The 19152-nt window shown below is 66.4% G+C and carries 17 protein-coding genes and 3 pseudogenes; 7 read left to right on the top strand and 13 right to left on the bottom strand.

Going from position 1 to position 19152, the window contains the following annotated elements:
• Positions 1–12: 12 nt before the first annotated feature.
• The 11 genes from ACLL9L_RS04150 to ACLL9L_RS04200 form a co-directional block, all read right to left on the bottom strand.
• The gene (locus ACLL9L_RS04150) at positions 13–2007 is read right to left on the bottom strand and encodes a primary-amine oxidase (protein ID WP_411283384.1); all 1995 of its coding nucleotides are present in this window, start codon (positions 2005–2007) and stop codon (positions 13–15) included.
• 94 nt (positions 2008–2101) lie between these two features.
• Complete coding sequence (locus ACLL9L_RS04155) at positions 2102–2884, bottom strand: GntR family transcriptional regulator (protein WP_411283385.1); 783 nt, start codon at positions 2882–2884, stop codon at positions 2102–2104.
• A 102-nt stretch (positions 2885–2986) separates the two neighbouring features.
• Entirely contained in the window at positions 2987–3766 is a 780-nt protein-coding gene (gene fabG, locus ACLL9L_RS04160) for a 3-oxoacyl-ACP reductase FabG (RefSeq protein ID WP_411283386.1), read from the bottom strand.
• A gap of 8 nt (positions 3767–3774) precedes the next feature.
• Positions 3775–4836, bottom strand: a complete 1062-nt coding sequence (locus ACLL9L_RS04165) for a phosphotransferase enzyme family protein (protein ID WP_411283387.1) — start codon at positions 4834–4836, stop codon at positions 3775–3777.
• On the bottom strand, positions 4826–5476 hold the full coding sequence (locus tag ACLL9L_RS04170) for a microcompartment protein (RefSeq protein WP_411283388.1): 651 nt from the start codon (positions 5474–5476) through the stop codon (positions 4826–4828). The genes ACLL9L_RS04165 and ACLL9L_RS04170 overlap by 11 nt, the downstream gene beginning before the upstream one ends.
• Before the next feature lie 46 nt (positions 5477–5522).
• Positions 5523–5804 carry a BMC domain-containing protein gene (locus ACLL9L_RS04175; RefSeq protein WP_411283389.1) on the bottom strand — a complete coding sequence of 94 codons (282 nt, stop codon included), beginning with the start codon at positions 5802–5804 and terminating at the stop codon, positions 5523–5525.
• 42 nt (positions 5805–5846) lie between these two features.
• On the bottom strand, positions 5847–6161 hold the full coding sequence (locus ACLL9L_RS04180) for a EutN/CcmL family microcompartment protein (protein ID WP_411283390.1): 315 nt from the start codon (positions 6159–6161) through the stop codon (positions 5847–5849).
• The gene (locus ACLL9L_RS04185) at positions 6161–6694 is read right to left on the bottom strand and encodes a hypothetical protein (RefSeq protein WP_411283391.1); all 534 of its coding nucleotides are present in this window, start codon (positions 6692–6694) and stop codon (positions 6161–6163) included. Before ACLL9L_RS04185 ends, ACLL9L_RS04180 begins: the two co-directional genes overlap by 1 nt.
• On the bottom strand, positions 6691–7194 hold the full coding sequence (locus ACLL9L_RS04190) for a BMC domain-containing protein (protein ID WP_411283392.1): 504 nt from the start codon (positions 7192–7194) through the stop codon (positions 6691–6693). Before ACLL9L_RS04190 ends, ACLL9L_RS04185 begins: the two co-directional genes overlap by 4 nt.
• Positions 7195–7296: 102 nt before the next feature.
• On the bottom strand, positions 7297–8904 hold the full coding sequence (locus tag ACLL9L_RS04195; protein ID WP_411283393.1) for an aldehyde dehydrogenase family protein: 1608 nt from the start codon (positions 8902–8904) through the stop codon (positions 7297–7299).
• Positions 8904–10190: an aspartate aminotransferase family protein gene (locus tag ACLL9L_RS04200; protein ID WP_411283394.1), complete on the bottom strand. Its 1287-nt coding sequence runs from the start codon at positions 10188–10190 to the stop codon at positions 8904–8906. The genes ACLL9L_RS04195 and ACLL9L_RS04200 overlap by 1 nt, the downstream gene beginning before the upstream one ends.
• A gap of 238 nt (positions 10191–10428) precedes the next feature.
• Between ACLL9L_RS04200 and ACLL9L_RS04205 the strand changes: the two genes are divergently transcribed.
• From ACLL9L_RS04205 to ACLL9L_RS04235, 7 genes and pseudogenes are all read left to right on the top strand, one after another.
• Positions 10429–12015, top strand: a complete 1587-nt coding sequence (locus ACLL9L_RS04205) for an APC family permease (RefSeq protein ID WP_411283395.1) — start codon at positions 10429–10431, stop codon at positions 12013–12015.
• 78 nt (positions 12016–12093) lie between these two features.
• Positions 12094–13137 carry an acetamidase/formamidase family protein gene (locus ACLL9L_RS04210; RefSeq protein ID WP_411283396.1) on the top strand — a complete coding sequence of 348 codons (1044 nt, stop codon included), beginning with the start codon at positions 12094–12096 and terminating at the stop codon, positions 13135–13137.
• Positions 13138–13156: 19 nt separating this feature from the next.
• A complete protein-coding gene (locus ACLL9L_RS04215; RefSeq protein WP_411283397.1) occupies positions 13157–13585 on the top strand; it encodes a GlcG/HbpS family heme-binding protein in 429 nt (142 codons plus the stop codon).
• Positions 13582–15831: a propanediol/glycerol family dehydratase large subunit gene (locus tag ACLL9L_RS04220; RefSeq protein WP_411283398.1), complete on the top strand. Its 2250-nt coding sequence runs from the start codon at positions 13582–13584 to the stop codon at positions 15829–15831. The genes ACLL9L_RS04215 and ACLL9L_RS04220 overlap by 4 nt, the downstream gene beginning before the upstream one ends.
• Positions 15828–16190, top strand: coding sequence for a diol dehydratase small subunit (locus ACLL9L_RS04225; protein ID WP_411283399.1), 363 nt, complete (start codon positions 15828–15830; stop codon positions 16188–16190). Before ACLL9L_RS04220 ends, ACLL9L_RS04225 begins: the two co-directional genes overlap by 4 nt.
• 80 nt (positions 16191–16270) lie before the next feature.
• Positions 16271–16894, top strand: a pseudogene (locus ACLL9L_RS04230) (hypothetical protein); the annotation flags it as partial.
• A 15-nt stretch (positions 16895–16909) separates the two neighbouring features.
• Positions 16910–17872, top strand: coding sequence for a diol dehydratase reactivase ATPase-like domain-containing protein (locus ACLL9L_RS04235; RefSeq protein WP_411283400.1), 963 nt, complete (start codon positions 16910–16912; stop codon positions 17870–17872).
• A 237-nt stretch (positions 17873–18109) separates the two neighbouring features.
• Here ACLL9L_RS04235 and ACLL9L_RS04240 read toward each other — a convergent pair.
• Together ACLL9L_RS04240 and ACLL9L_RS04245 are read right to left on the bottom strand one after the other, a co-directional pair.
• Positions 18110–18618: pseudogene (locus tag ACLL9L_RS04240) on the bottom strand (tyrosine-type recombinase/integrase).
• A gap of 40 nt (positions 18619–18658) precedes the next feature.
• A pseudogene (locus ACLL9L_RS04245) lies at positions 18659–19152 on the bottom strand (hypothetical protein); the annotation flags it as partial.

The raw sequence follows: 19152 nt of genomic DNA on the forward strand, positions 1-19152 counted from the left end.
AGGGGACTACGGTCACTCCGCGACGTGTTCGCGGGCACCCTCTCCGACCTCTTCTCCGCCAGCGTGGCAGGCGGGGGTCGAGCGGGGCATGTCCAGCGCGGGATTGCCGTCGAAGAAGCTGACCGGCTTGAGGTGGAAACCGGCATAGCTGACCGGCATGACCGGCCAGTCCTCTGGTCGGACCACGTGGTGGGCGCCGAAGGAGTACCAGATGACGACGTCCTGGTCGTCGAGGAAACGGTCGGCCTTGACGAACTCCGGCAGGCCACCCGGCTTGTTGCTCTGGTTGGGGTAGTCGCCGGCGGCGTACATCTGGTCAGCCTCATATGCTGTCACCCAGAGATGTTTGTAGGCGAATTGCGCACGGTCCCAAGCCTGCGAGCCCTCCCGCTGCAGCGGTAGGACGTTCTCACCGGGCACGAGCTTATATCCGGCGGGTTGACCGAGCTCGTTGAGGGCGGAGGGGTTGACGATCTGCCAGGTCCGGCCGACGAAGGGGTTTATCAGCCGCTGGGCCTCGCTCTCCCGGGCCAGCAAAGTCTTCTTGGCCACCCACGCATTGCCGTAGGGATTGTCGGGGCCGGGCGGTAGGGCGACGGCGTCGATCTCGTAGACGGAGTTGCGCTCGCCGTCGACCTGCATGTCCAGTCGGACATTGAAGAAGTGTTGGTGGTTGGGGCCGTAGAGGCCGGGCGCCACCAAGTTGCCAAATCGCGGCTGCTCACCGACCGGGATGGCACCGGTGGAGATGACGCCGGATAGCTTGACCTCGAACTGGATGGAGCCATCGGTGTAGAGATACCAGAAGAAGCCGTACTCGTAGTTGCCGACCGTGGCGAAGCAGGAGATCACCAGTCGGCGAGAGCGGCGGACCTCGACCTTCTCGGTCCGAAAGTCGGTGTGCTTCCAGCCGACGCCGAAGTCCTCCTCGTGCATGCAGATGGCGTTCGGGATGGTGCGCGGCTGCCCGTCCTGGTCGTTGACGACGGCGTCGAAGTAGCGGATCTCGCCCAGGCAGTCACAGCCCAGCTGCAGCGGGTTCAGCAGCAGCCCGACCCCGTACTCGCCTTCGTCGAAGACGTTCTTGATGCGGTGCGTCGGAGCCGGGTCGCCATAGGGGATGTACATCTCCGAGAGCGACGCCCGGTAGATGACCGGGCGCAGCCGTCCCCGGTCCGTGTAGCCGATCTGGTGAAGGACGAGCCCCTCCCGGGGGGTAAAGCCCACCCGCAGTCGCCACTTCTGCCAGCTCACTGCGTGCCCGTCGACGGTGAAGCTCGGGCCCTCCGGCTGGGTGATCTCGATCGGTCGCACGTCCTCACGGAGCGCGGCGTGCGCCGGCCGGTTGTCGTCGTCGAGCATCAGCTCCGGCGCGTAGTTGCCGGCTTGCTTCGGAAAGGGCACGACGCCGTGGTCGCGGACGTCGATCACCTCCATCAGGTCCAGGTCCACCAGCACGACCAACCCCTCGACAGGACGGGCGTAGCCGTTGTCATCCTCTCGGGAGCGGACGAAGGTCAGTGGCCGGATGAGACGGCGGCCGAGCGGGTCCTCGATGTCGTAGCCGGCGGCCCAGGGGTCGATCATTGCCAGGGCGTAGTCGGTGACGCCCCGCCGCCGCATCGCCTCCTGCCATCGCGGGTCGGCCCGGGTGATCTCCTCGGTGCTGAAGAATTCCTCCAGCATCACGCTGGGCTGGACACCTTCGAGGACCTGCCAGGAAGTCACGACGCCCAAGGAGAGGGACACGACTGCCTCAACCGTCTGTCGATGCCCGCGGTCGTAGAGCACCACGAAGGCGGCTCGCTCAGGCAGCTCAGTTTCTCGCCCGAAATAGTCAAGCACCTCACGCTTGGGCGGCTCCTGCAGCGCGATCGAGACGAAACGGACCCGGGGATCAAGATCGCGTTGCTCACGGAGGATGGCCGATGCTCGGCCGATCTCCTCCGCACCCAGAGGCTCCAGTGGGTGGCTGGCGGTGCTGACATCGGACGACTGGACTGGCATGGGTATCTCCTCGGGGAACGTCGAAGCGGACTGGTCGGGGCCGCGCTGACTCGGCGGAGCCGCGAACGGTGGATCGTCTGGTCGAATCACCGCACTAGCCAGTTCCCCTCAGCTCGACGTAGCCGCCGCCGCGTTGGGCGCTTCCGCTGAGTCCGCGGCCCGGCGTACGTACTGTGATGCGGGTCCGGTCCGCACGAAACAGGTCGCAGGAGAACTCGAATGGCACGTCGTTCTGGTCGAAGGTCGTTCTCGTGATCGACAATAGCGGGGTCTCGGGTTCCACGGCGAGCAAGGCGGCCTCGTCATCGGTCGCCTTCACGACCTCGATGAGTTCCTCCGCATCGGCCGGCAGCGTGGAGAACTCCCTCTCGAACAGCTCGTATATGGATCCGCCGAGCTGCATCTCGAGCAGCCCGGGAAAACGGTCCGCCGGAAACTGTGCGTGATCCAGCGAGATGGGTGTCCCGTCGGCCAACCGGATCCTGCGGATGACAACAACGAGTGCGTCGGGCTCCAGGCGCAATGCCGTACGGGTGGTCTGGTCTGGCGCGGCCATCTGAGTCGACAGGATGCGGGTTCCGGCGACGTAGCCCTGGCGAGCGAGGTAGGCGGGCACGCCGACGACGCGGCTGAGGTCACGGTTCACCTTGGCGTGGCTGACAAAGGTGCCTCCCGCGCGCCCCGGTACCCGACGGACGAGGCCTGCATCCTCGAGGGTAGCCAGCACCTGGCGGAGCGTGGCCCGGCTGACAACGTACTGCGCAGCCAGCTCTCGTTCGGTACCAAGACGGGCTCCGGGCTCCAGCGCTCCGGACCCGATGTCGGAGAGCATCTTGCGACGCAACTTCTCCGCCACCGAGTGCTCAACTGCCATCATGGCCTCCAGGGACGGGCGGGGGGTCGATCAATTCGGTCGGACCCGTTGTTGGTGGTGGCCGAACCCTACCGTCGCGGCAGGAGACAGCCGACGCATCCACGATCACATTGCCTCAAGGGCCATCAGGGACTCGGGGAGAGTTTGGCCGCCGTCGACGACCAGAGACTGTCCCGTGATGTAACCGGCCTCGTCGGTGGCAAAGAAGAGGGCGGCGTTGCCGATATCCTCGACCGCTCCAAGTCTGCCCTGGGGAACAGACGCGGCCATCTGGTCGAGGTAGCTCTGGCCCAGGTCGTCGAGGCCCTCGGTCTTGATGTTGCCGGGGAGAACTGCGTTGATGGTGATCCGTTTCGGGGCGAGCTCGATTGCCGCCGTGCGGATGAACCCGAGCTGGGCGGCCTTGCTGGCGCCGTAGTGCGACCAGCCGGGGAACCCCGTCATGGGTCCGGTGATGGACGAGGTGACCACGATTCGTCCGTGCCCCGAGGCCTCCAGCGCGGGAAGGCACGCCTGGACGGCGAACACGGTGCCTTTGAAGTTCGTGGCCATGACGGTCTCAAGGTCTTCAGGTGTCATATCGGTCAGCCTCGCCGCAGGGAAGATTCCGGCATTCGCGCACAGCACGTCGATGCCACCGTTGCGTTGCAGTGCGACACGTGCCATGTCGTCGCAAGCCGCGCGGTCACTGACGTCGACCCGATGCGTGGATACGCTACCGCCAAGCCCAGACAGTGAGCCTGCGGCGGCATCGAGACCGGCCTGGTCACGTCCGACGATCAGGACATTGGCTCCAGCCTTGGCAAAGACGGACGCGATTCCTCTGCCGATGCCTTTGCTGCCGCCGGTGACGATGACCGAGCGACCAGCGACTGATGTGAACATGGGAGACCTCACTGAGGAGAGCCAGAAGCCGGAACGGCTCGGCTGAGCGATTTACCACCGGATGCTACGTAACGTTCGGCCAGGACACACGACGCGGCGGTGTAACCGGGGCCCTTGACCTGGCATTCGCGCGAGTGGGAGTGGGAACCCATCCACGCAAGCAGAAGGAGCCGCCGCAACATGACGAACGTTGCGAGCATATTCTCGTCCTCTACCGACAACGGGGCGATCGATCGGTATCCGTGGAGCCAGGCGGCCTGCCACTGCGGCAGCCGAGGGTCATCCTCGATGAACGAGACCGCCGTGCCGAAGTCGTAAAGGTACCAAGAGAAGCCGCAGTCGTCGAAGTCGATGACGTTGACCTGGTCCCCGTCGATGAGCAGGTTAGCGAGCCGCAGGTCAGCGTGCACGAGGCCGAACCGATCCGCTGCGTCGCCGTACTCGGCCAGCCGCAGACGTACTAGGTCGGCTGCGGAGCCGAGGATCGGGGTTTCAGCGGCACCGACACCGATGCCGTCCTGCCACCGACCCCACCGCTGTTTGTCTCCCAACGAGTGCTCCCAGTCCCAGGAGAACCGGGTGAAACCGTCGGGGCGTGTCCATCTCTGCGAGTGCTGGTGTATGAGGGCGGTGAGCCGGCCGAGCGTCGTGAAGCTCCCGAGGTCCAGTGCGATCTCGTCGGGCTCCAACCCGCTGACGACCTCGAACAGCACCGCGTAGCGCTGCACGCCGTTGACGGTGGCTGTCACCACTCGGCTACCGTCCGGCGCCGGTATGACAACTGGGGTCGAGACCTCTGACTGCTCTCGCAAGGCAGTCAGCCAGTCCAGTTCGGAGTGGATGGACTGGAGCGGGTGGTAGTCCTCACGGTGCACCCGCAGGATGCCGTTTCGCCCAGTGCCGGGGTCGTCGACGAGGTACGTCGCGTTCTCGGACAGGTTGATCATTCGGAACTGCAACTGATCGGAGAAGCCATACTGCTTCAGGGCGACGGCTGCAACCTGATCGTCGCCGCGTGCGGTCTCCTCGTCCCGAGTCCGGCTCATCTCCTCTCCCCTGTCAGTGCTCACGACCCTCAACCTCGCTCAAGACCTTGGTGATCCGGTCGCGTGCCGTCACGACATCCTCCAGCCGACCACTGAGGTACAGACGCCCGGCTGCCCCGATCATCTGGACATCGACCAACGTGACGCCCGGTGCGGCGCGTTCCGCCTCGTTGGCCGCGACCGCGGCGAACAGCGCCGGAGTCATCTCATAGACCAGCAGCGTCTCCGCTGGCATCACCATGGATCCCTGGCGATTTCGGTTCAGGATCACTGCATGCTGATCAGTGATGTTCTCGATGATGTCGTGGTAGAGGACGCGTGGTCGCAACTGGTCGCGGGCGAACGCCCCGATCCCCTCCAGGATGGCCTTGCCAGCCTGCTCCACGTCTGTCAGGTCTCGGGCGTGGATCTCCAGGACTCCGAACTGTCGCTCGACGAACAGGATGCCCGCTTCGACGGTCGGGACCGCCTTCAACGCCAGATCGATCACCCGCTCAATGGCGAGGGCGGGTGCCACTTCGATGATCAGGGCGTGGTCTTTCTCGAACGGCGGGTAGCCGCGCGCCCTGGTCGGGGTCCCCATGTACGCCGCGAACTGCTGCTGCAGGTCCTGGACGAGCAGGTAGACCCGCAGGTCGGTGCGGGGAAAGCTTTCGCTGGCCAACAGGGCCACCTCCGATGAGTGGGACGTGCAGTCGATCGGGGCCGGGTTACTTGTCTGCGATGTTGAAGTGCGCGCCCAGATCGGGGTGCGGGCGCGGGATGACATAGACGCTGACGAGCTCGCCAACCTGTGCAGCGGTCTCCGCACCGGCCTCGGTGGCGGCCTTGACAGCTCCGACCTCACCAGAGATGACGACCGCAACGAGCCCGTCGCCGACCTCCTGACGGTCGGTGATGGTCACGTTCGCGGCCTTGACCATGGCGTCGGCGGCCGCCAGTGCTGCCACAAAACCCTTGGTCTCGATCATGCCGATAGCACTGCTTGCCATTGCTGCTCCTTGCGGTTGTGCTCGCACATGGTGCGCGAGACGTCAGGGTCGGGCTCTGCCCGAGGGGGGAGTGTTGGCTTTCGTGGAGCGGATCGAGCGCGGAATCTTCTCGGGCGGGAGGGGGTCGATCGAACCGATCACGAGGGCGTCCACGGGAGGTGGCGGCCCGGGGAACCACGCGGCGGCGACCGATCCCTGGACCACCAGTACCCGCTCACCGATCCCGGTACCGAGGACGTCGAACGCGATTAGCGTGGTCTTCGAGTCCTCCGTCTCGACCTCGAGGAAGGCCCCGCTGGGCAGTCCCTCAATCCGCCGGGTCGACCAGACGTTCCCGGTCACGACACCTCGTAGCATCAGTGCTCCTTCTCAACGTGGACGCCCAACGATCGCGCCTTGTCGCGCGCCAGGGGTGTCAGAACTGCTCCGCGGGCCAACAGGAGGCGCTCGCCGGCGTCACCCGCAGCCACCACGCATCGCTCCGTGACTGCTCCGCGCTCGATCCGTCGAACGGGCGCGGGCGTGGCGGCAGGCGTGTGGCCCGGGGCAAGCGTGAACCGGTAGCGCCCGGCCCTGAGGTCCTGCCGGTTCTTGGGGTTTTCGAACAGCTCCAGCAACTGCCGGGCAAACGCGTCGAGATCCCCGTCGCTGCCGATCCGGATGCTCTCGACACGCCCCGTGCCCGGCGCGACCCCTGGACGTGTCCGGCCGGCCGCCGTTGAATCGACCGTTGCGGCCATGGGTACCGCGGCGGCTGCCCTGATAAGAAAAGCGGAGGCCGGCGGGTCCGACCTAGCCTGCCGGACTGAGGTCGCGACCATCTCGGCAACAGCCTCTCGAACCGTGGCCGCGATCAACGCCCGCAGTCCCTCGCCACCGAGTTCGGTCATGCCAGGCTCCGCAATGCCTTTTCCGCGGCCTCTGCGGCCTGCCGGACGTCTGCTTCCTTACCCGCGAGATACACACGGCCGGTGGCACCGATCATGCGGTAGTCGACGACCTTGATGTCGGCCGCCTTCTCCGCCTCGTTGGTGGCAAGGATCGCGTACGAAGCCGGCTGGACCTCGAGGACGAACAGCGAATCCCCAGGAAGGGCCATCGACCCGATTTTGTTGCGGTTGATCAGGAAGGCGTGCTGGGGGTCAATGCTCGAGATGATTGTGCTGGCCAAGATGGTCGCCTTGACCGCCTGGTCCCGGGTCACCCCCAGGTCATCCAAAACGGCGTCGGCGGCCGCTTTGACCGCCCCGGTCTCGCCATGGAACTCCAGGTAGCCGAACTGTCTCTCGACCACCAGGACACCGGCCTGGACCTCGGCGTGCTTGAGCGCCACATCTGTGAGTGGCTCGATGTCGATGCCGGGCGCGACCTCGATGATCTGTGCGGCCATGCTCGCTCGGGGCAGGGAACCCTTGACCCAGGTCCCCAGGTAGCACATCGTCTGCGGCTGTAACCGGTCGATGAAGATGAAGGAACGTAGCTCTGCCACTGGTCAGCCCTTGAGGAGTTGGGAGAGTTCTTCGACAACGAGCCGTCGGATCTCGGCCCGGAACTGCTCGTCGCTGCCATTTCCGTTGCCGCCCATGGTGCGCGCCACCCGCGCCGCAATGCGGTCTTCGGCGTTGACACCGTTCACGCTCGCCTTGACGACGCCGCCGGTCGCGCTGGCATCGTTGGACGCCACCGGGTAGGCCGGGACGGCTGTGCCGTGCTCCCGCCAGGGGGTGAGACCGGAGAAGTCGGCCATCGGGAAACGCGGATCGGAGTTGTACGCGATTCGCGCCCAGTTCAGCAGGTGTTTGGGTTCGAGGTTCTCCCCGACCGAACTACGGCCGGCGAACCCGGTCCCGATCGTCATGGTCGGCGCGAGGTTGGTGCCCATTCCCGAACTTCCCAAGCTGTTGCCGACGTTCACCGCCACCCGCAGCACGGGCACCCGGGCGGTGAACTCCATGATCGTCTGCGGATCCTCTGAATGGATGGCTGCTGAGTGACCGGCACCGGCGATGCGCACGATCGCACGCGCGGTCTCGATGCCACGACGGGCGTCGGGCACCCGGATCATCCCCAGAACTGGGGAGAGCTTCTCGTGCGTCAATGGCTCCTCGGGCACGGCGACGTCGAACGGTGCCACCAGCACCTTGGTGCGTGGTCCGACGCGAAGCCCCGCCCCTTTGGCTATCAGTGCGGCGTCCTTGCCCACCACGTCGAGGTTGAGCCGCCCGTAGGGGAACATGAAGTCGCGCAGGCCTGCCGCGCCCGCCGCATCGAGAACATACGCTCCGCAGCGTTCCATCTCCCGAATGAGCTTGTCGGCGATGGAGTCTTCGACGATGAGGACCGACTCATTGGTGCACAGGGTGGAGTTGTCGAATGCCTTGCTGTCAATGATGAGCTTGGCCGCGACCTTGGCGTCGGCCGTCCCGTCCACGAAGACGGGGACGTTGCCGGGGCCGACCCCGATGGCGGGGTTTCCCGAACTGTAGGCGGATCGTACGACCGCGGCCCCGCCGGTGGCCAGGATGACGTTGGTCCTGGCGTCGGACATCAACGCATCGATCAGGGGTACGGACGGCTCGCCTACATACTGGATGATGCCGTCCGGCGCGCCGGCGCGCACCGCCGCCTCACCGAGCACCCGTGCCGCGTCAGCGCAAGACTTCTTGGCCAGGGGGTGCGGGCTGATGACGACCGCGTTCCGGGTCATCAGGCTCAGCAGGATCTTGAAGTAGACGGTTGCAACGGGATTGGTCGAGGGCGTCAGGGCGAGCACGACGCCGGCAGGGCGAGGGACCTCGACGATCTTGCGGGCGATGTCGAGGCGCGGGGTGACGAAGTCCTGGTCCCGGTACTGCTCAAGGATGCCTCGGGAGCAGGCCTGGTTCTTGATCACCTTGTGGTCCACCACGCCGAATCCGGTCTCCTTGACCGCCCATTCGGCGTACTCACGCGACTTCTCGTACGCCGCGTCGGCGACCGCTGTGACGATACGCATCACGTGCTCGCGATCGTACGTTGCAAAGGCGCTTGACGCCCACGTCGCGCGCTCGAGCATGTGCCCCGCCTGCGCGATTGCGGCGTCGGTGTTCTGTTCGCTCATCAGCTGGCTCTCCGTCCGGGCTTGCCGACCGCAGACTCGGCGCGGGCGATGCCCAACGTGGTGCGGTCGAGAAGTTCCTCGCACAACGCCGGCGTCATCAAGATCCCTGGCTTGTACTGCAACACCCGCGGGTCGAGGGTCGAGAAGATCGCCCAGACCCCCAGATTGTAGAGCTCGCGCATGACGTACTTGGCGCCCTCGGGGTGGTTGAACTCCAGTCCCATCACCACGCCGTGCTGGCGGATCCCGATGAACCAGTCGCGGTGCTGGGCCTGGATCTGACGAAGCCCGGTGCCGATCAGGTCGGAAATGTAGTGCACCATCGAGCGGACCTCAGGGCGGCGGGTGATCTCCAGCGTCTTGAGCGCGGCGATGCATCCGAGCTCTGCGCCGCCGAAGGTGGAGATGTGGCCGAAACCGTCCTCATTGAGCCACGCCCCGGCGCGTTCGCTCAGCAGGGCGGCTGCGATCGGGTAGACACCGCCGGACAGGCCCTTGCCGGTCACCATGATGTCCGGTTGGATGCCGTGCTTGGTGATCGCCCACACCTCGCCGGTGCGCATCAGCCCAGTCTGGACCTCGTCGGCGATGTACAGCGCGTCATACCTCTCACAGAGCTTCTTGACGGCTTCGAGGTAGCCCGGCTCAGGTAGTGGGAACCCGTAGGTCGCCGGGATGGTCTCCATGATCACCGCCGCGACGTCCCGCCCTTTCAGCGCATCCTCCATCGCGGCAAGATCGTTGAACGGCACGTGCGGGAAGTCCTCAGGCTGGTCGGCCAGGAACAACTTGGAGAAGCGGTCGTCTCCGGCGGCCAGGGCCAGACCGGTGTGGCCGTGGTACGCCTTGTTGATCGAGACGATCTTGCGCTTCTGGGTGGCGTGCCTCGCGCTCTTGAGTGCGATGTCGATCGCCTCTCCCCCACCGGTGGCATATGCCACCTTGGTCAAGGACGGAGGCGCGCTCTCGATCAGAGCCTGCGCCAGCGCGGTGCGCGCCAGTGACGGGAAATGGTGGTTGCCGATGTCGAAGTGGCCCATCGCGGTCTTCACCGCCGCCATCACCTCGGGGTTGCGGTGGCCCAGGTTGTAGGTGCCTCCGTTGAGGTGCACGTCGATGAGCCGCCGGCCGTCCATGTCCCACAGCAGGTAGCCCTCGCGCCGGTCGATGACCAGATCGATCCCGGAGTCCACCCAGAACTGGGTCTTGCCCGGGTTCCAGTACTCCTTGGACTTGGCAAGAACCTCATCCTTGGAGTCGAAGCGGAACAGGTCGTACTCGGGCATCGGTCACCTGTCGCTGTTGGGCCCTGACTGCGGGGCGGAGGAGCGCTGCGCTGGCCCGAGCATCATTGGTCGAACCGTATGTTGTCAATGGTCTGGTCGAAACCAGTACTTGTCGAACCAAAGTCTTGCGTCCGGCGTTCCGCAGTGCCACGATGCCCACGTCAGTGTGACGTGGGTCATGCGCCTTCGCGCTACGCCGCGCCTCGTCAAGTCCAGCAGACTGAAAAGAGGTTCCTAGGTGGCCAATCTCAAGATTGAGCAGTTCGAGAACGCGCCGGTCCCGAGGGCGGAGAGCAGCAACCGCCTCAAGGTCGGCGCGGTCGGGTTGTTTGGGGTGCTGTTCATGGCGCTGGCAAACGCGGCCCCGATCACCGCGATGACCGGCAATGTGCCCATCGCGACCGCCTACGGCAACGGGGTCTCCGCCCCGGCGGGCTTCCTCGTCGCCACCGTCGTGCTGACCCTGTTCACCGTCGGATATGCCGCCATGGCCCGCCACATCACCAGCGCGGGGGCCTTCTACGGTTTCGTCAGCCACGGGCTCGGCCAGGTCTGGGGAATGGCCACCGGCCTGCTGGCCACGATGGCCTACATCGTCTTCGAGGGCTCGCTCATCGGCATCTTCTCCTACTTCACCAACACCGCCCTCAAGACGTGGTTCTCAGTTGACGTGAACTGGCTGCTGATCGCTGTCGTGGGCATTCTGCTGGTCGGCGCGTTCGGGTACTTCGACATCAGCATCGCCGCGGCCCTGCTCGGGTTCTTCCTGGTGTGCGAGGTCGTCCTGCTCGCTGCCCTGGCGTTCTCGGTGCTGTTCAAGGGAGGCGGCCCAGACGGACTGATGGCGGCCTCCCTCAACCCCGTCAATGCCTTCAAGGGCCTGCCCGAAGGTGGGGGGCTCGGGGTCAAGTTGGGCGCCGACGCCTTGCCGGCCGGGTCTGCGGCCATCGGTCTGTTCTTTGCCTTCTGGTCATGGGTGGGCTACGAGACGACTGCCGTCTACGGCGAGGAGTCCCGCAACCCCAGGAAGATCGTTCCTCAGGCCACCCTGATCGCGGTGGTCGGGCTCGGTCTCTTCTACACCTTCGTGTCCTGGATGGTGATCGCCGGCAACGGCGCCAAAGCCTCGCTTGACCAGGCCGCGAACAACTCGATCGGGATGTTCACCGACCTGGCCGAGGCCAACCTCGGGGGAAGCTGGATCACCTACGTCTACCTGTTCCTGGTCGTGTCCGGTTCCTTCGCGTGCGCGCTCGCGTTCCACAATGCCGCGGCCCGGTACATGTACGCGATCGGTCGGGAGGTGCCCGGGCTGCGCCGGAGCCTGGGTGCCACCCATGGCAAGCACCACTCGCCGCACATCTCCTCGATCGTGCAGTCGGTGATCACCCTCGTCCTCACCGTCGGCTTCTACATCCTCACTCCCAACGGCAGCGACGCGAACCAGGGCGGATACATCTACGAGTACGGGTTGCTCGCCGTGCTCGGCACGATGGCCATCCTGATCGTGATGATGATTTGCTCGGTGGCGGTCATCTGGTACTTCCACGTCAAGAAGGTTCATCAGGGCAACCTGCTGACCACCGCGATCATCCCGGGCCTGGGCGGCGTGGGCATGCTCTTCGTGGTCTATCTGCTGTTCAGCAACCTCTCCTTCGCTGGTGGGGCGGCTGCTGGGTCACTCTTCTTCAAGGCGATGCCGTGGATCGCCTTAGCGACCTTCGTGTTGGGTCTCGTCGCGGCACTTTGGCTACGCTCGAACCGACCCGAGACGTTCGACGCGATCGGGCGGACAGTCCTCGAGGAGTCCGCCGAGCGCGGCTGATGCGACAGCAACCCATGATGGGCGAGGTGCGGTGCCGAGTCGGGCGCCACACCTCGCCCCGACCCGAGCGGAGCATGAATGAGTGAGCAGCTCAGGCAGCCATTCGTGCTGAGCCACGCCATCGACCCCGAGCCGGATCCCGCCCGGTTGGTGTACGCGTTCGGCGGCGTCGAGCCGGTGGCCAGCATCTCGCCCGGCACGATCCTTTCGACCTCCACCCTCGACTGCTTCGCCGGACGGGTCCGCTCTACAGCCGACCGCGTCAGCGAGGTCTGCGATCCGCGGTTCATCAACCCGCAGACCGGCCCCTTCTTCGTGGAGGGCGCTGAGCCCGGCGATACCCTGGCCGTGCACTTCGTCTCGATCGAACCCAGGGAGGCATGGGGAGTCAGCACCTTGGTGCCCTTCTTCGGTTCGCTGTCAGCCAGCGCCACCACGGCCCTGCTGCACCCTGCCCTGGCCGAGCGCACCTGGATCTACGAGATCGACCGCGCGGACCGGCTGGTCCGCTACGCCGCGTTGGACACGTCATTCACCGCCGCTCTTCCTCTGGACCCGATGCACGGCACTGTCGGTGTCGCGCCGGCGCTCGGTGAGGTGCGTTCGTCGCTGGCGCCCGGCGACTGGGGCGGGAACATGGACACTCCCGAGATGCGCGCTGGCGTGACCTGCTACTTGGGCGTGAACGTGCCCGGCGCACTATTCAGCCTTGGGGACGGGCACGCCAGGCAGGGCGAGGGCGAGGCGTGCGGCGTGGCGGTCGAGTGCGCCATGGACACCGTCCTGATCGTTGATCTGGTCAAGGGTGTGAGTACCCCTTGGCCGCGGCTTGAGAGCGACGAGTTCCTGATGACCACGGGCTCGACCAAGCCGTTGGAGGACGCCTTCCGGATCGCCCAGGTGCAGATGGTCCGCTGGGTCGCGGAGCTGACCGGGCAGTCCGAGCTCGACGCCTATCAGCTGGTCTCGCAGACCTGCCTGTCACCGGTTGCCAACGTGGTCGACACCGTCTACACGATGGTCTCCAAGGTGCCCAAGGCGGTGTTTCCCGAAGCGGTAGCGATGCGCGGGGCGCATGTCAGGTTGCGTCGCGCCGCTGCTGCACACCTGGCCACTCGATGAGGCGGCGCATGTGCCGAGGGTGACCCGCACCGAGGTGGACCTGGGGCTCGCTCGGCGCATGGCCGCCGCGGCTGTCGAAGCCGCCACCAGCCTGGACGCGCTTGTCTCGGTGGCGGTGGTCGACGGCGGTGGCCACCTGGTCTGCTTCGAGCGCATGGACGGTGCCGAGATCGCCGGTCCCGTGCTGGCGCCCGACAAGGCGTACACGGCGGTCGCCCACCGTGCCCGCACCCACGAGCTCGCGCCGCTGGTGATGCCCGGCGGCCCGTTGGCCGGCATGCAGTCGGCCTCCCACGGCCGGTTCGTGTGCTTCGCGGGGGGGATACCGCTGTGGTCGGGCCAAAGGGTGGTGGCCGGGGTTGGGGTGAGCGGCGGCACCGCCGAGCATGACCTGGCCTGCGCTGAGGCGGCCGCCGAGGTCTTCGACGCCGCAGAGGTCACACAGTGAACGCGCCTAGCCCGGAGCCCATCGGCCGGTTCCGGTTCATGGATGCCCAGCCGGTGAACCTTGACGGGTTGGCGGTCGAAGATGCCCGCCTGGGCCTGATCGCGTTCGACTCCCCGGATGACCCTGCGCCCTCACTCGTGCTGGGACCAGAGGGCGCCGTCGTGGAGATGGACTCCCGCCCCGCCGCCGCGTTCGACGTCCTGGACGAGTTCATCGCCCGGCACGGCCTTGACCTCGACGTGGCCGCGGAAGCGATGGCCCTGGACGACGTGGCCTTCGCCCGGATGGTCGTCGACCCGCAGACCCCTCGCGCGGAGGTCCTACGGCTTGCCGCTGGGATGACCCCGGCAAAGTTGGCCCGAGGCCTGTCTCTGCTGCGCCCTGTCGAGCTGGGCATGGCGATGACGAAACTACGGGCCCGGCGTACGCCGAGCAACCAGGCCCACGTGACCAACCGGTCCGACGACCCGCTACTGCTCGCTGCTGACGCGGCGACCGCGGCGGCATTCGGGTTTCGCGAGATCGAGACCACAGTGCCGGTCCTGGGTGACGCGCCGTCCAACGCCGTCGCGGTCTCCATCGGGGCGGCTGTGGGTGCGCCCGGTGTGCTGGTGCAGTGCTCGGTGGAGGAGGCCGCTGAACTGGAGATGGGCATGCGGGGCCTGGTTTCCTACGCAGAGACCGTCTCGCTGTACGGCACCGAGCAGGTCTTCGTCGATGGGGACGACACGCCCTGGTCGAAGGCCTTCCTGACGTCCGGCTACGCATCCAGGGGGATCAAGATGCGGGTGACGTCGGGGGGCGGCGCGGAGGCCTTGATGGGCGCTGCGGAGGGCCGGTCGATGTTCTACCTTGAGGCGCGTTGCGTCGCGCTCGCCCGTGCGATCGGCGCGCAGGGAGTCCAGAACGGCGGCATCGACTCGGCAGCGGTGGCGGGCTCGGTGCCCGGTGGCGTCCGCTCCTTGATGGCCGAGAACGTCATGGTAATGGCTCGCAATCTCGAGGCATGCACCGGCAACGACGCGCTGATGTCGGAGTCTGATGTCCGACGCACGTCGCGTACCTTGCCGATCCTCCTGGCAGGTTCTGACTTCGTGTGCAGCGGGTTCGGCTCGATTCAGCGCTACGACAACATGTTCGGTCCGAGCCAGTGGAACGCAGAGGACATCGACGACTTCCTGGTGATACAGCGCGACTGGGGTGTCGACGGCGGTCTGCGGACCGCTGGTGAGCGGCAGGTCGCCAGACTCAGAACCCGGGCGGTAGTGGCAGTGCGCGCCGTCTACCGGCACCTCGGCCTGGGGGACTTCACCGACGAGTGGGCGGCACAGGCTGTCGATGCCGCAGGTTCTAAGGACGTGCCGGCGGCCGACCTGATGACCCCGCTGGTCGCGGCACGGATCATCCGCGAGACCGGACTGACGATGCTTGACGTGGTGACCGCGTTGTATGAGACCGGTTTTGAGGAGGAGGCTGGCCGGATACTGGCCCTGCTCAAGGCCCGAGTCGCGGGCGACTACCTGCAGACGGCGGCGATCTTCGACGAGTCGTTTCGGGTTCTGTCTCTGGTCACCGACCCGAACGACTATGCCGGGCCTGGCACCGGATACTTCCCCACAGCTGACCGGCAGGCTGACATCGATGCCGTGCGCCAGCAGCGGTCAGTCGATGACTTGCTCGTGGAACAGGCGGGGTACCGCTCCGGCGCGCTGCGCGCTGTCGGGACGGCCGGGCAAGGAGCCGACCCGCGTGAGGTGGTGATCGGGGTGTCACCGGCGGTAGGCCGGGAGGTCTGGCTCACCCTGTCGGGGCTGACCGTGGTCGAGGCGCTGGGCGAGCTGCTGGCAGGCATGGAAGAGGAAGGGTGCGTCGGCCGGGTCGTCCGGGTGAACGGCACCATCGACCTTGGTCTGATCGGGCTCACTGCTGCGCGGTTGTCCGGCTCAGGGATCGGGATCGGGATGCAGGGCAAGGGAACCGCACTGATCCACCGGCGTGACTTGCCACCGCTGGCGAATCTCGAGTTGTACAGCGTGGCACCCTCGGTCGACGCGTCTCTTTACCGCCGGCTCGGGGTGAATGCGGGGCGTCACGCCAAGGGTGCCACGCCGGAGCCGACCCGCAACCCGTACAGCGACGAGGCGATCGAGGCCAGGTATCACACCAAGGTCGTCGCATTGGTGGACATCGAACGCCGTTGCAGCGACCCTGATCGTGGTGTTGAGGAACTGGAGGTGGACCGGTGAGTGCTCTTGGCGCCTCGGGTCGTGACCCCGCGGACGTCACTTTGGACTCGGTCCGGGAGGGTTCGGTCGAGATGGCTGACGTGAGCATCCACCCCTTGACCCTGGAGCATCAAGCGCAGGTGGCGGAGGCACACGCCAACCCGCAACTGGCGAGCAACTTTCGCCGGGCTGCGGAGCTGACCGCTTTGGCCGATGACGAGGTTTTGGCGCTCTACGAGGCGCTGAGGCCGCACCGCTCCACGGCCGAGGAGCTGGCCGACCTTGCGGGTCAGTTGGAAAAGCGAGGTGCGGTGCGCAACGCGGCCCTGTTCCGGGAAGCCGCGCAGGTTTACTCCCGCCGTGGTCTGCTGAAGCAGTGAGGTTCGTTGCCGGGGTCGACGTGGGCAACACCACGACCGAGGTCGTTGTCGTCGACACAGCGCTGACGCCTCCCGAGCCGATGGCGTGGGATCGCGCCCCGACCCGGGGCAGCAAGGGCTCAGTTGAGGCGTTGCGTGGGGCCGCGGGCCTCGTGAGACGGCTGGAGCGACGCATCGGACGATCTGTCGACCTGGTCGCGGCGGCACCCCAGCACCCCGTGGAGACTCACGCGGCGAGCGTGCCAGAGCCGGCGCCGCCTACCGGACGGCTGGAGATCATCCGGGCAGAAGGGGACACCCCAGGGGGAACCGGAACCGCGGTTGGAGTACCGGTTTGGGCTGGCAGCTCGGCGCGGTCGATGGACCAACCCGTCATTTTGCTCGTACCGGCTGGATCGGGATTCCGGGTCGCGGTCGAAGCTTTCCATGCCTGGACGAAGGCGGGGAGCGACGTGCGGGGCCTGCTACTCGCCGACGACGAGGGTGTGTTGGTCGCGGCGCGACTGAACGTCTCCCTGCCCGTCGTCGACCAAGCCGATGTCCATCAGGCAGCCGCGGCCCTACGGGTGGCCCTGGAAGTGAGGCCGCCGGGGCACGCCCTACAGGTACTGGTCGACCCGATTCGACTCTCTGCCCTTCTGGGGCTCGACAACGCTGAGCGTCCGGACGCGGTCAGGTTGGCTGCTGCACTCGGTGACGCCTCCCGCGCGGTGATTGGCGTGCATGCGGAACCGGTGGGCCCAGCCTCACCCCCGGCCGGTGAGGTCCAGCTGCGTGACCATGGCCGCCGGGAGGACTTCGACGCCACGCTCATCGCGTCACTTCCGGTCGGCTCCGTGCGCCGCTGCACCCCTCCCGGATTCAGCCGAACCGAGGCGTGGGAAGTCGACGACCTCTGGGTGGTGGGGATGCGTGAGGTGGCCACCTCGGTGTCGGCCCGGATCGACTCGACCACCGCGCGAGCCGTCGTGCTGGCAGCGCTGAGATCCGGCCCCCTAAAGACCATGCCCGACGTTGTGTTGGGTCAAGAGCTGGACGTTCCAGTGCGGCTGGTTCGGGCCGAGTCCGCGGCGGCCCGGGCGGGCGCGCTCACCACGCCGGGAGCCCGGCAGGGCTCCATCGTCGCTGACCTGGGTGGAGGCACCGTCGACATAATGGGGAGCGCCGGCCGCGAGATTGTGGCGGCTGGTGGGGGCGAAATGCTCACCGCGGCGGTCGCCACGTACCTTCGCCTGCCGCGCGGGGCCGCCGACTGGGTCAAGCGTGGTCCATGCTCACGCCTCGAAGCACCCCAGGTGGCGCTGGCTGAGGACGGGGTCCGAACCTTCCTGGACCATCCCGCGCCGCCGGCTGCTGTCGGCTCGTTGGTCGCTGCCGGTCCAGCCGGCCTGTTGCCCTTCGGGGGGTCGCTCGCCCCCGCCGCATGGCGATCGCTGCGGCTGCGCCTCAAGCAGCGCGTGCTCGCGGACAACCTAGCCCGCGCGATGAGGAGCCTTGGCGAGCAGGGGCGAGACGTCCTGCTTGTGGGGGGAGTCGCCGGAGACGAGGAGCTTCTCGGTCTCCTGCGCCCCATCCTTCCCGGGGTGGCTGTGGGTCGCGCCGATGTCGCAGGCCGATTAGGTCACCGCTACGCGGTCGCCTACGGGCTGGCGCTGCTCGCGACCTCTGGAAGCGACTCCTAGTGTCCGAGCCTGAAATAAGTTGAAGATATCGTGAGAGGGAATCCAAGATCTCCTCGGCGGACTTCTTCCAGATGAACGGCTTCGGGTCGGCGCTCCAGGACGTGATCCACGAGGCGATATCGGCTTCGAGGGACTGGACGTTCTTGTGGGCGCCTCGCCGGATCTTCTGGTCGGTGAGATAGCCGAACCACCGCTCCACGTTCTCGCAGCCGCTTCCAAGCACCAGCGGCGATGTCATTAGGCGAGCCCGTCGGCTTGGGCATCGATCGCGGCAGTCGCTTGCATGTACTCGGCGGCGAGCCATGTGTTGGCCAGATGAAGGTAGATCCGGGTCGACTCGATCGAGCGGTGGCCGGCCTGCGCCTGGACCGCTTCGAGGGCCATCCCGGCTTCGCGCGGCCGGGTAAGGCAGGTGTGTCGAAGTTGATGACAGTCAATCGCTCGATCCCGGCGCGACGACGGGCACCATCGACGATCTCGTCGAGGCCGGCGGCAGACAGAGCATGGCCACGCCGGGGGCCCTTCAGGACCACGAACACCCGATTGGTCGTCGAGGTCCTCGGGCCTTCCTCCTCGGGGTAGTGGCCTACGCTCACGAAGAACCGAGACGACACCGGGACGACGCGCTGATGGCCGCCCTTGCCCTCAGCAATGAACACTCGGCGTTCGCCAATCTTGAGGTCTTCAAGGCGCAGTCCCAAGACCTCGCAACGCCGCAGACCACCAAGGACCATGGCCTCGACCATCGCCCGATCCCGCTGGGTTCGCAGTGCGGCGAGAAGCCCATCAACCTCCACTGGTGAACACACCCGCGGGAGGGTGCGAGGCGTCCTGATCAGCGGCACGCCCCGAGCGCCAGGGCGCCTTCCCGGACGACGCGCGGCAAGCCCTCGTGGAACGGGATTTACCGTCACTCCGGCATCGCCGCAGGCGATCAAGTAACCGAAGAGGCCGCTCACGCTGGATAGTCGTCATAGTGCGAGCCGACAACCCCCCCTCGCCCTCCTCCAGACGTACGACTTTCACCCCACGCCGCGGCGATCGTTGCTCCTTCAAGAACGTGAAGACATCAGCCGGCGTGACATCGACGGAGTCCTTGGCGATCACCGAGAAGAAAACCTTCAGATCGAAGGCGACCGCCAACCAGGTGTTGGGCCGTGCCCCGGCACCCACGAACGCGAGGTAATCATCCAGAAGTGGATGGCCAAGACTGATGCTCTCAACATCAGTCTCGATCCGCACGCGAACGAGGCTGGGCACGAAGGTCACGGGGTCTCCAA

The sequence above is a fragment of the Lapillicoccus sp. genome, assembly GCF_046595215.1.
Taxonomy (GTDB): Bacteria; Actinomycetota; Actinomycetes; order Actinomycetales; family Dermatophilaceae; genus Lapillicoccus.

Coding starts and splice junctions, on each gene's coding strand:
- ACLL9L_RS04200 (WP_411283394.1), bottom strand. CDS start 10,190: ATGCCCGAGTACGACCTGTTCCGCTTCGACTCCAAGGATGAGGTTCTT.
- ACLL9L_RS04150 (WP_411283384.1), bottom strand. CDS start 2,007: ATGCCAGTCCAGTCGTCCGATGTCAGCACCGCCAGCCACCCACTGGAG.
- ACLL9L_RS04210 (WP_411283396.1), top strand. CDS start 12,094: ATGAGTGAGCAGCTCAGGCAGCCATTCGTGCTGAGCCACGCCATCGAC.
- ACLL9L_RS04185 (WP_411283391.1), bottom strand. CDS start 6,694: ATGACCGAACTCGGTGGCGAGGGACTGCGGGCGTTGATCGCGGCCACG.
- ACLL9L_RS04175 (WP_411283389.1), bottom strand. CDS start 5,804: ATGGCAAGCAGTGCTATCGGCATGATCGAGACCAAGGGTTTTGTGGCA.
- ACLL9L_RS04190 (WP_411283392.1), bottom strand. CDS start 7,194: ATGGCCGCACAGATCATCGAGGTCGCGCCCGGCATCGACATCGAGCCA.
- ACLL9L_RS04180 (WP_411283390.1), bottom strand. CDS start 6,161: ATGCTACGAGGTGTCGTGACCGGGAACGTCTGGTCGACCCGGCGGATT.
- ACLL9L_RS04155 (WP_411283385.1), bottom strand. CDS start 2,884: ATGATGGCAGTTGAGCACTCGGTGGCGGAGAAGTTGCGTCGCAAGATG.
- ACLL9L_RS04195 (WP_411283393.1), bottom strand. CDS start 8,904: ATGAGCGAACAGAACACCGACGCCGCAATCGCGCAGGCGGGGCACATG.
- fabG (WP_411283386.1), bottom strand. CDS start 3,766: ATGTTCACATCAGTCGCTGGTCGCTCGGTCATCGTCACCGGCGGCAGC.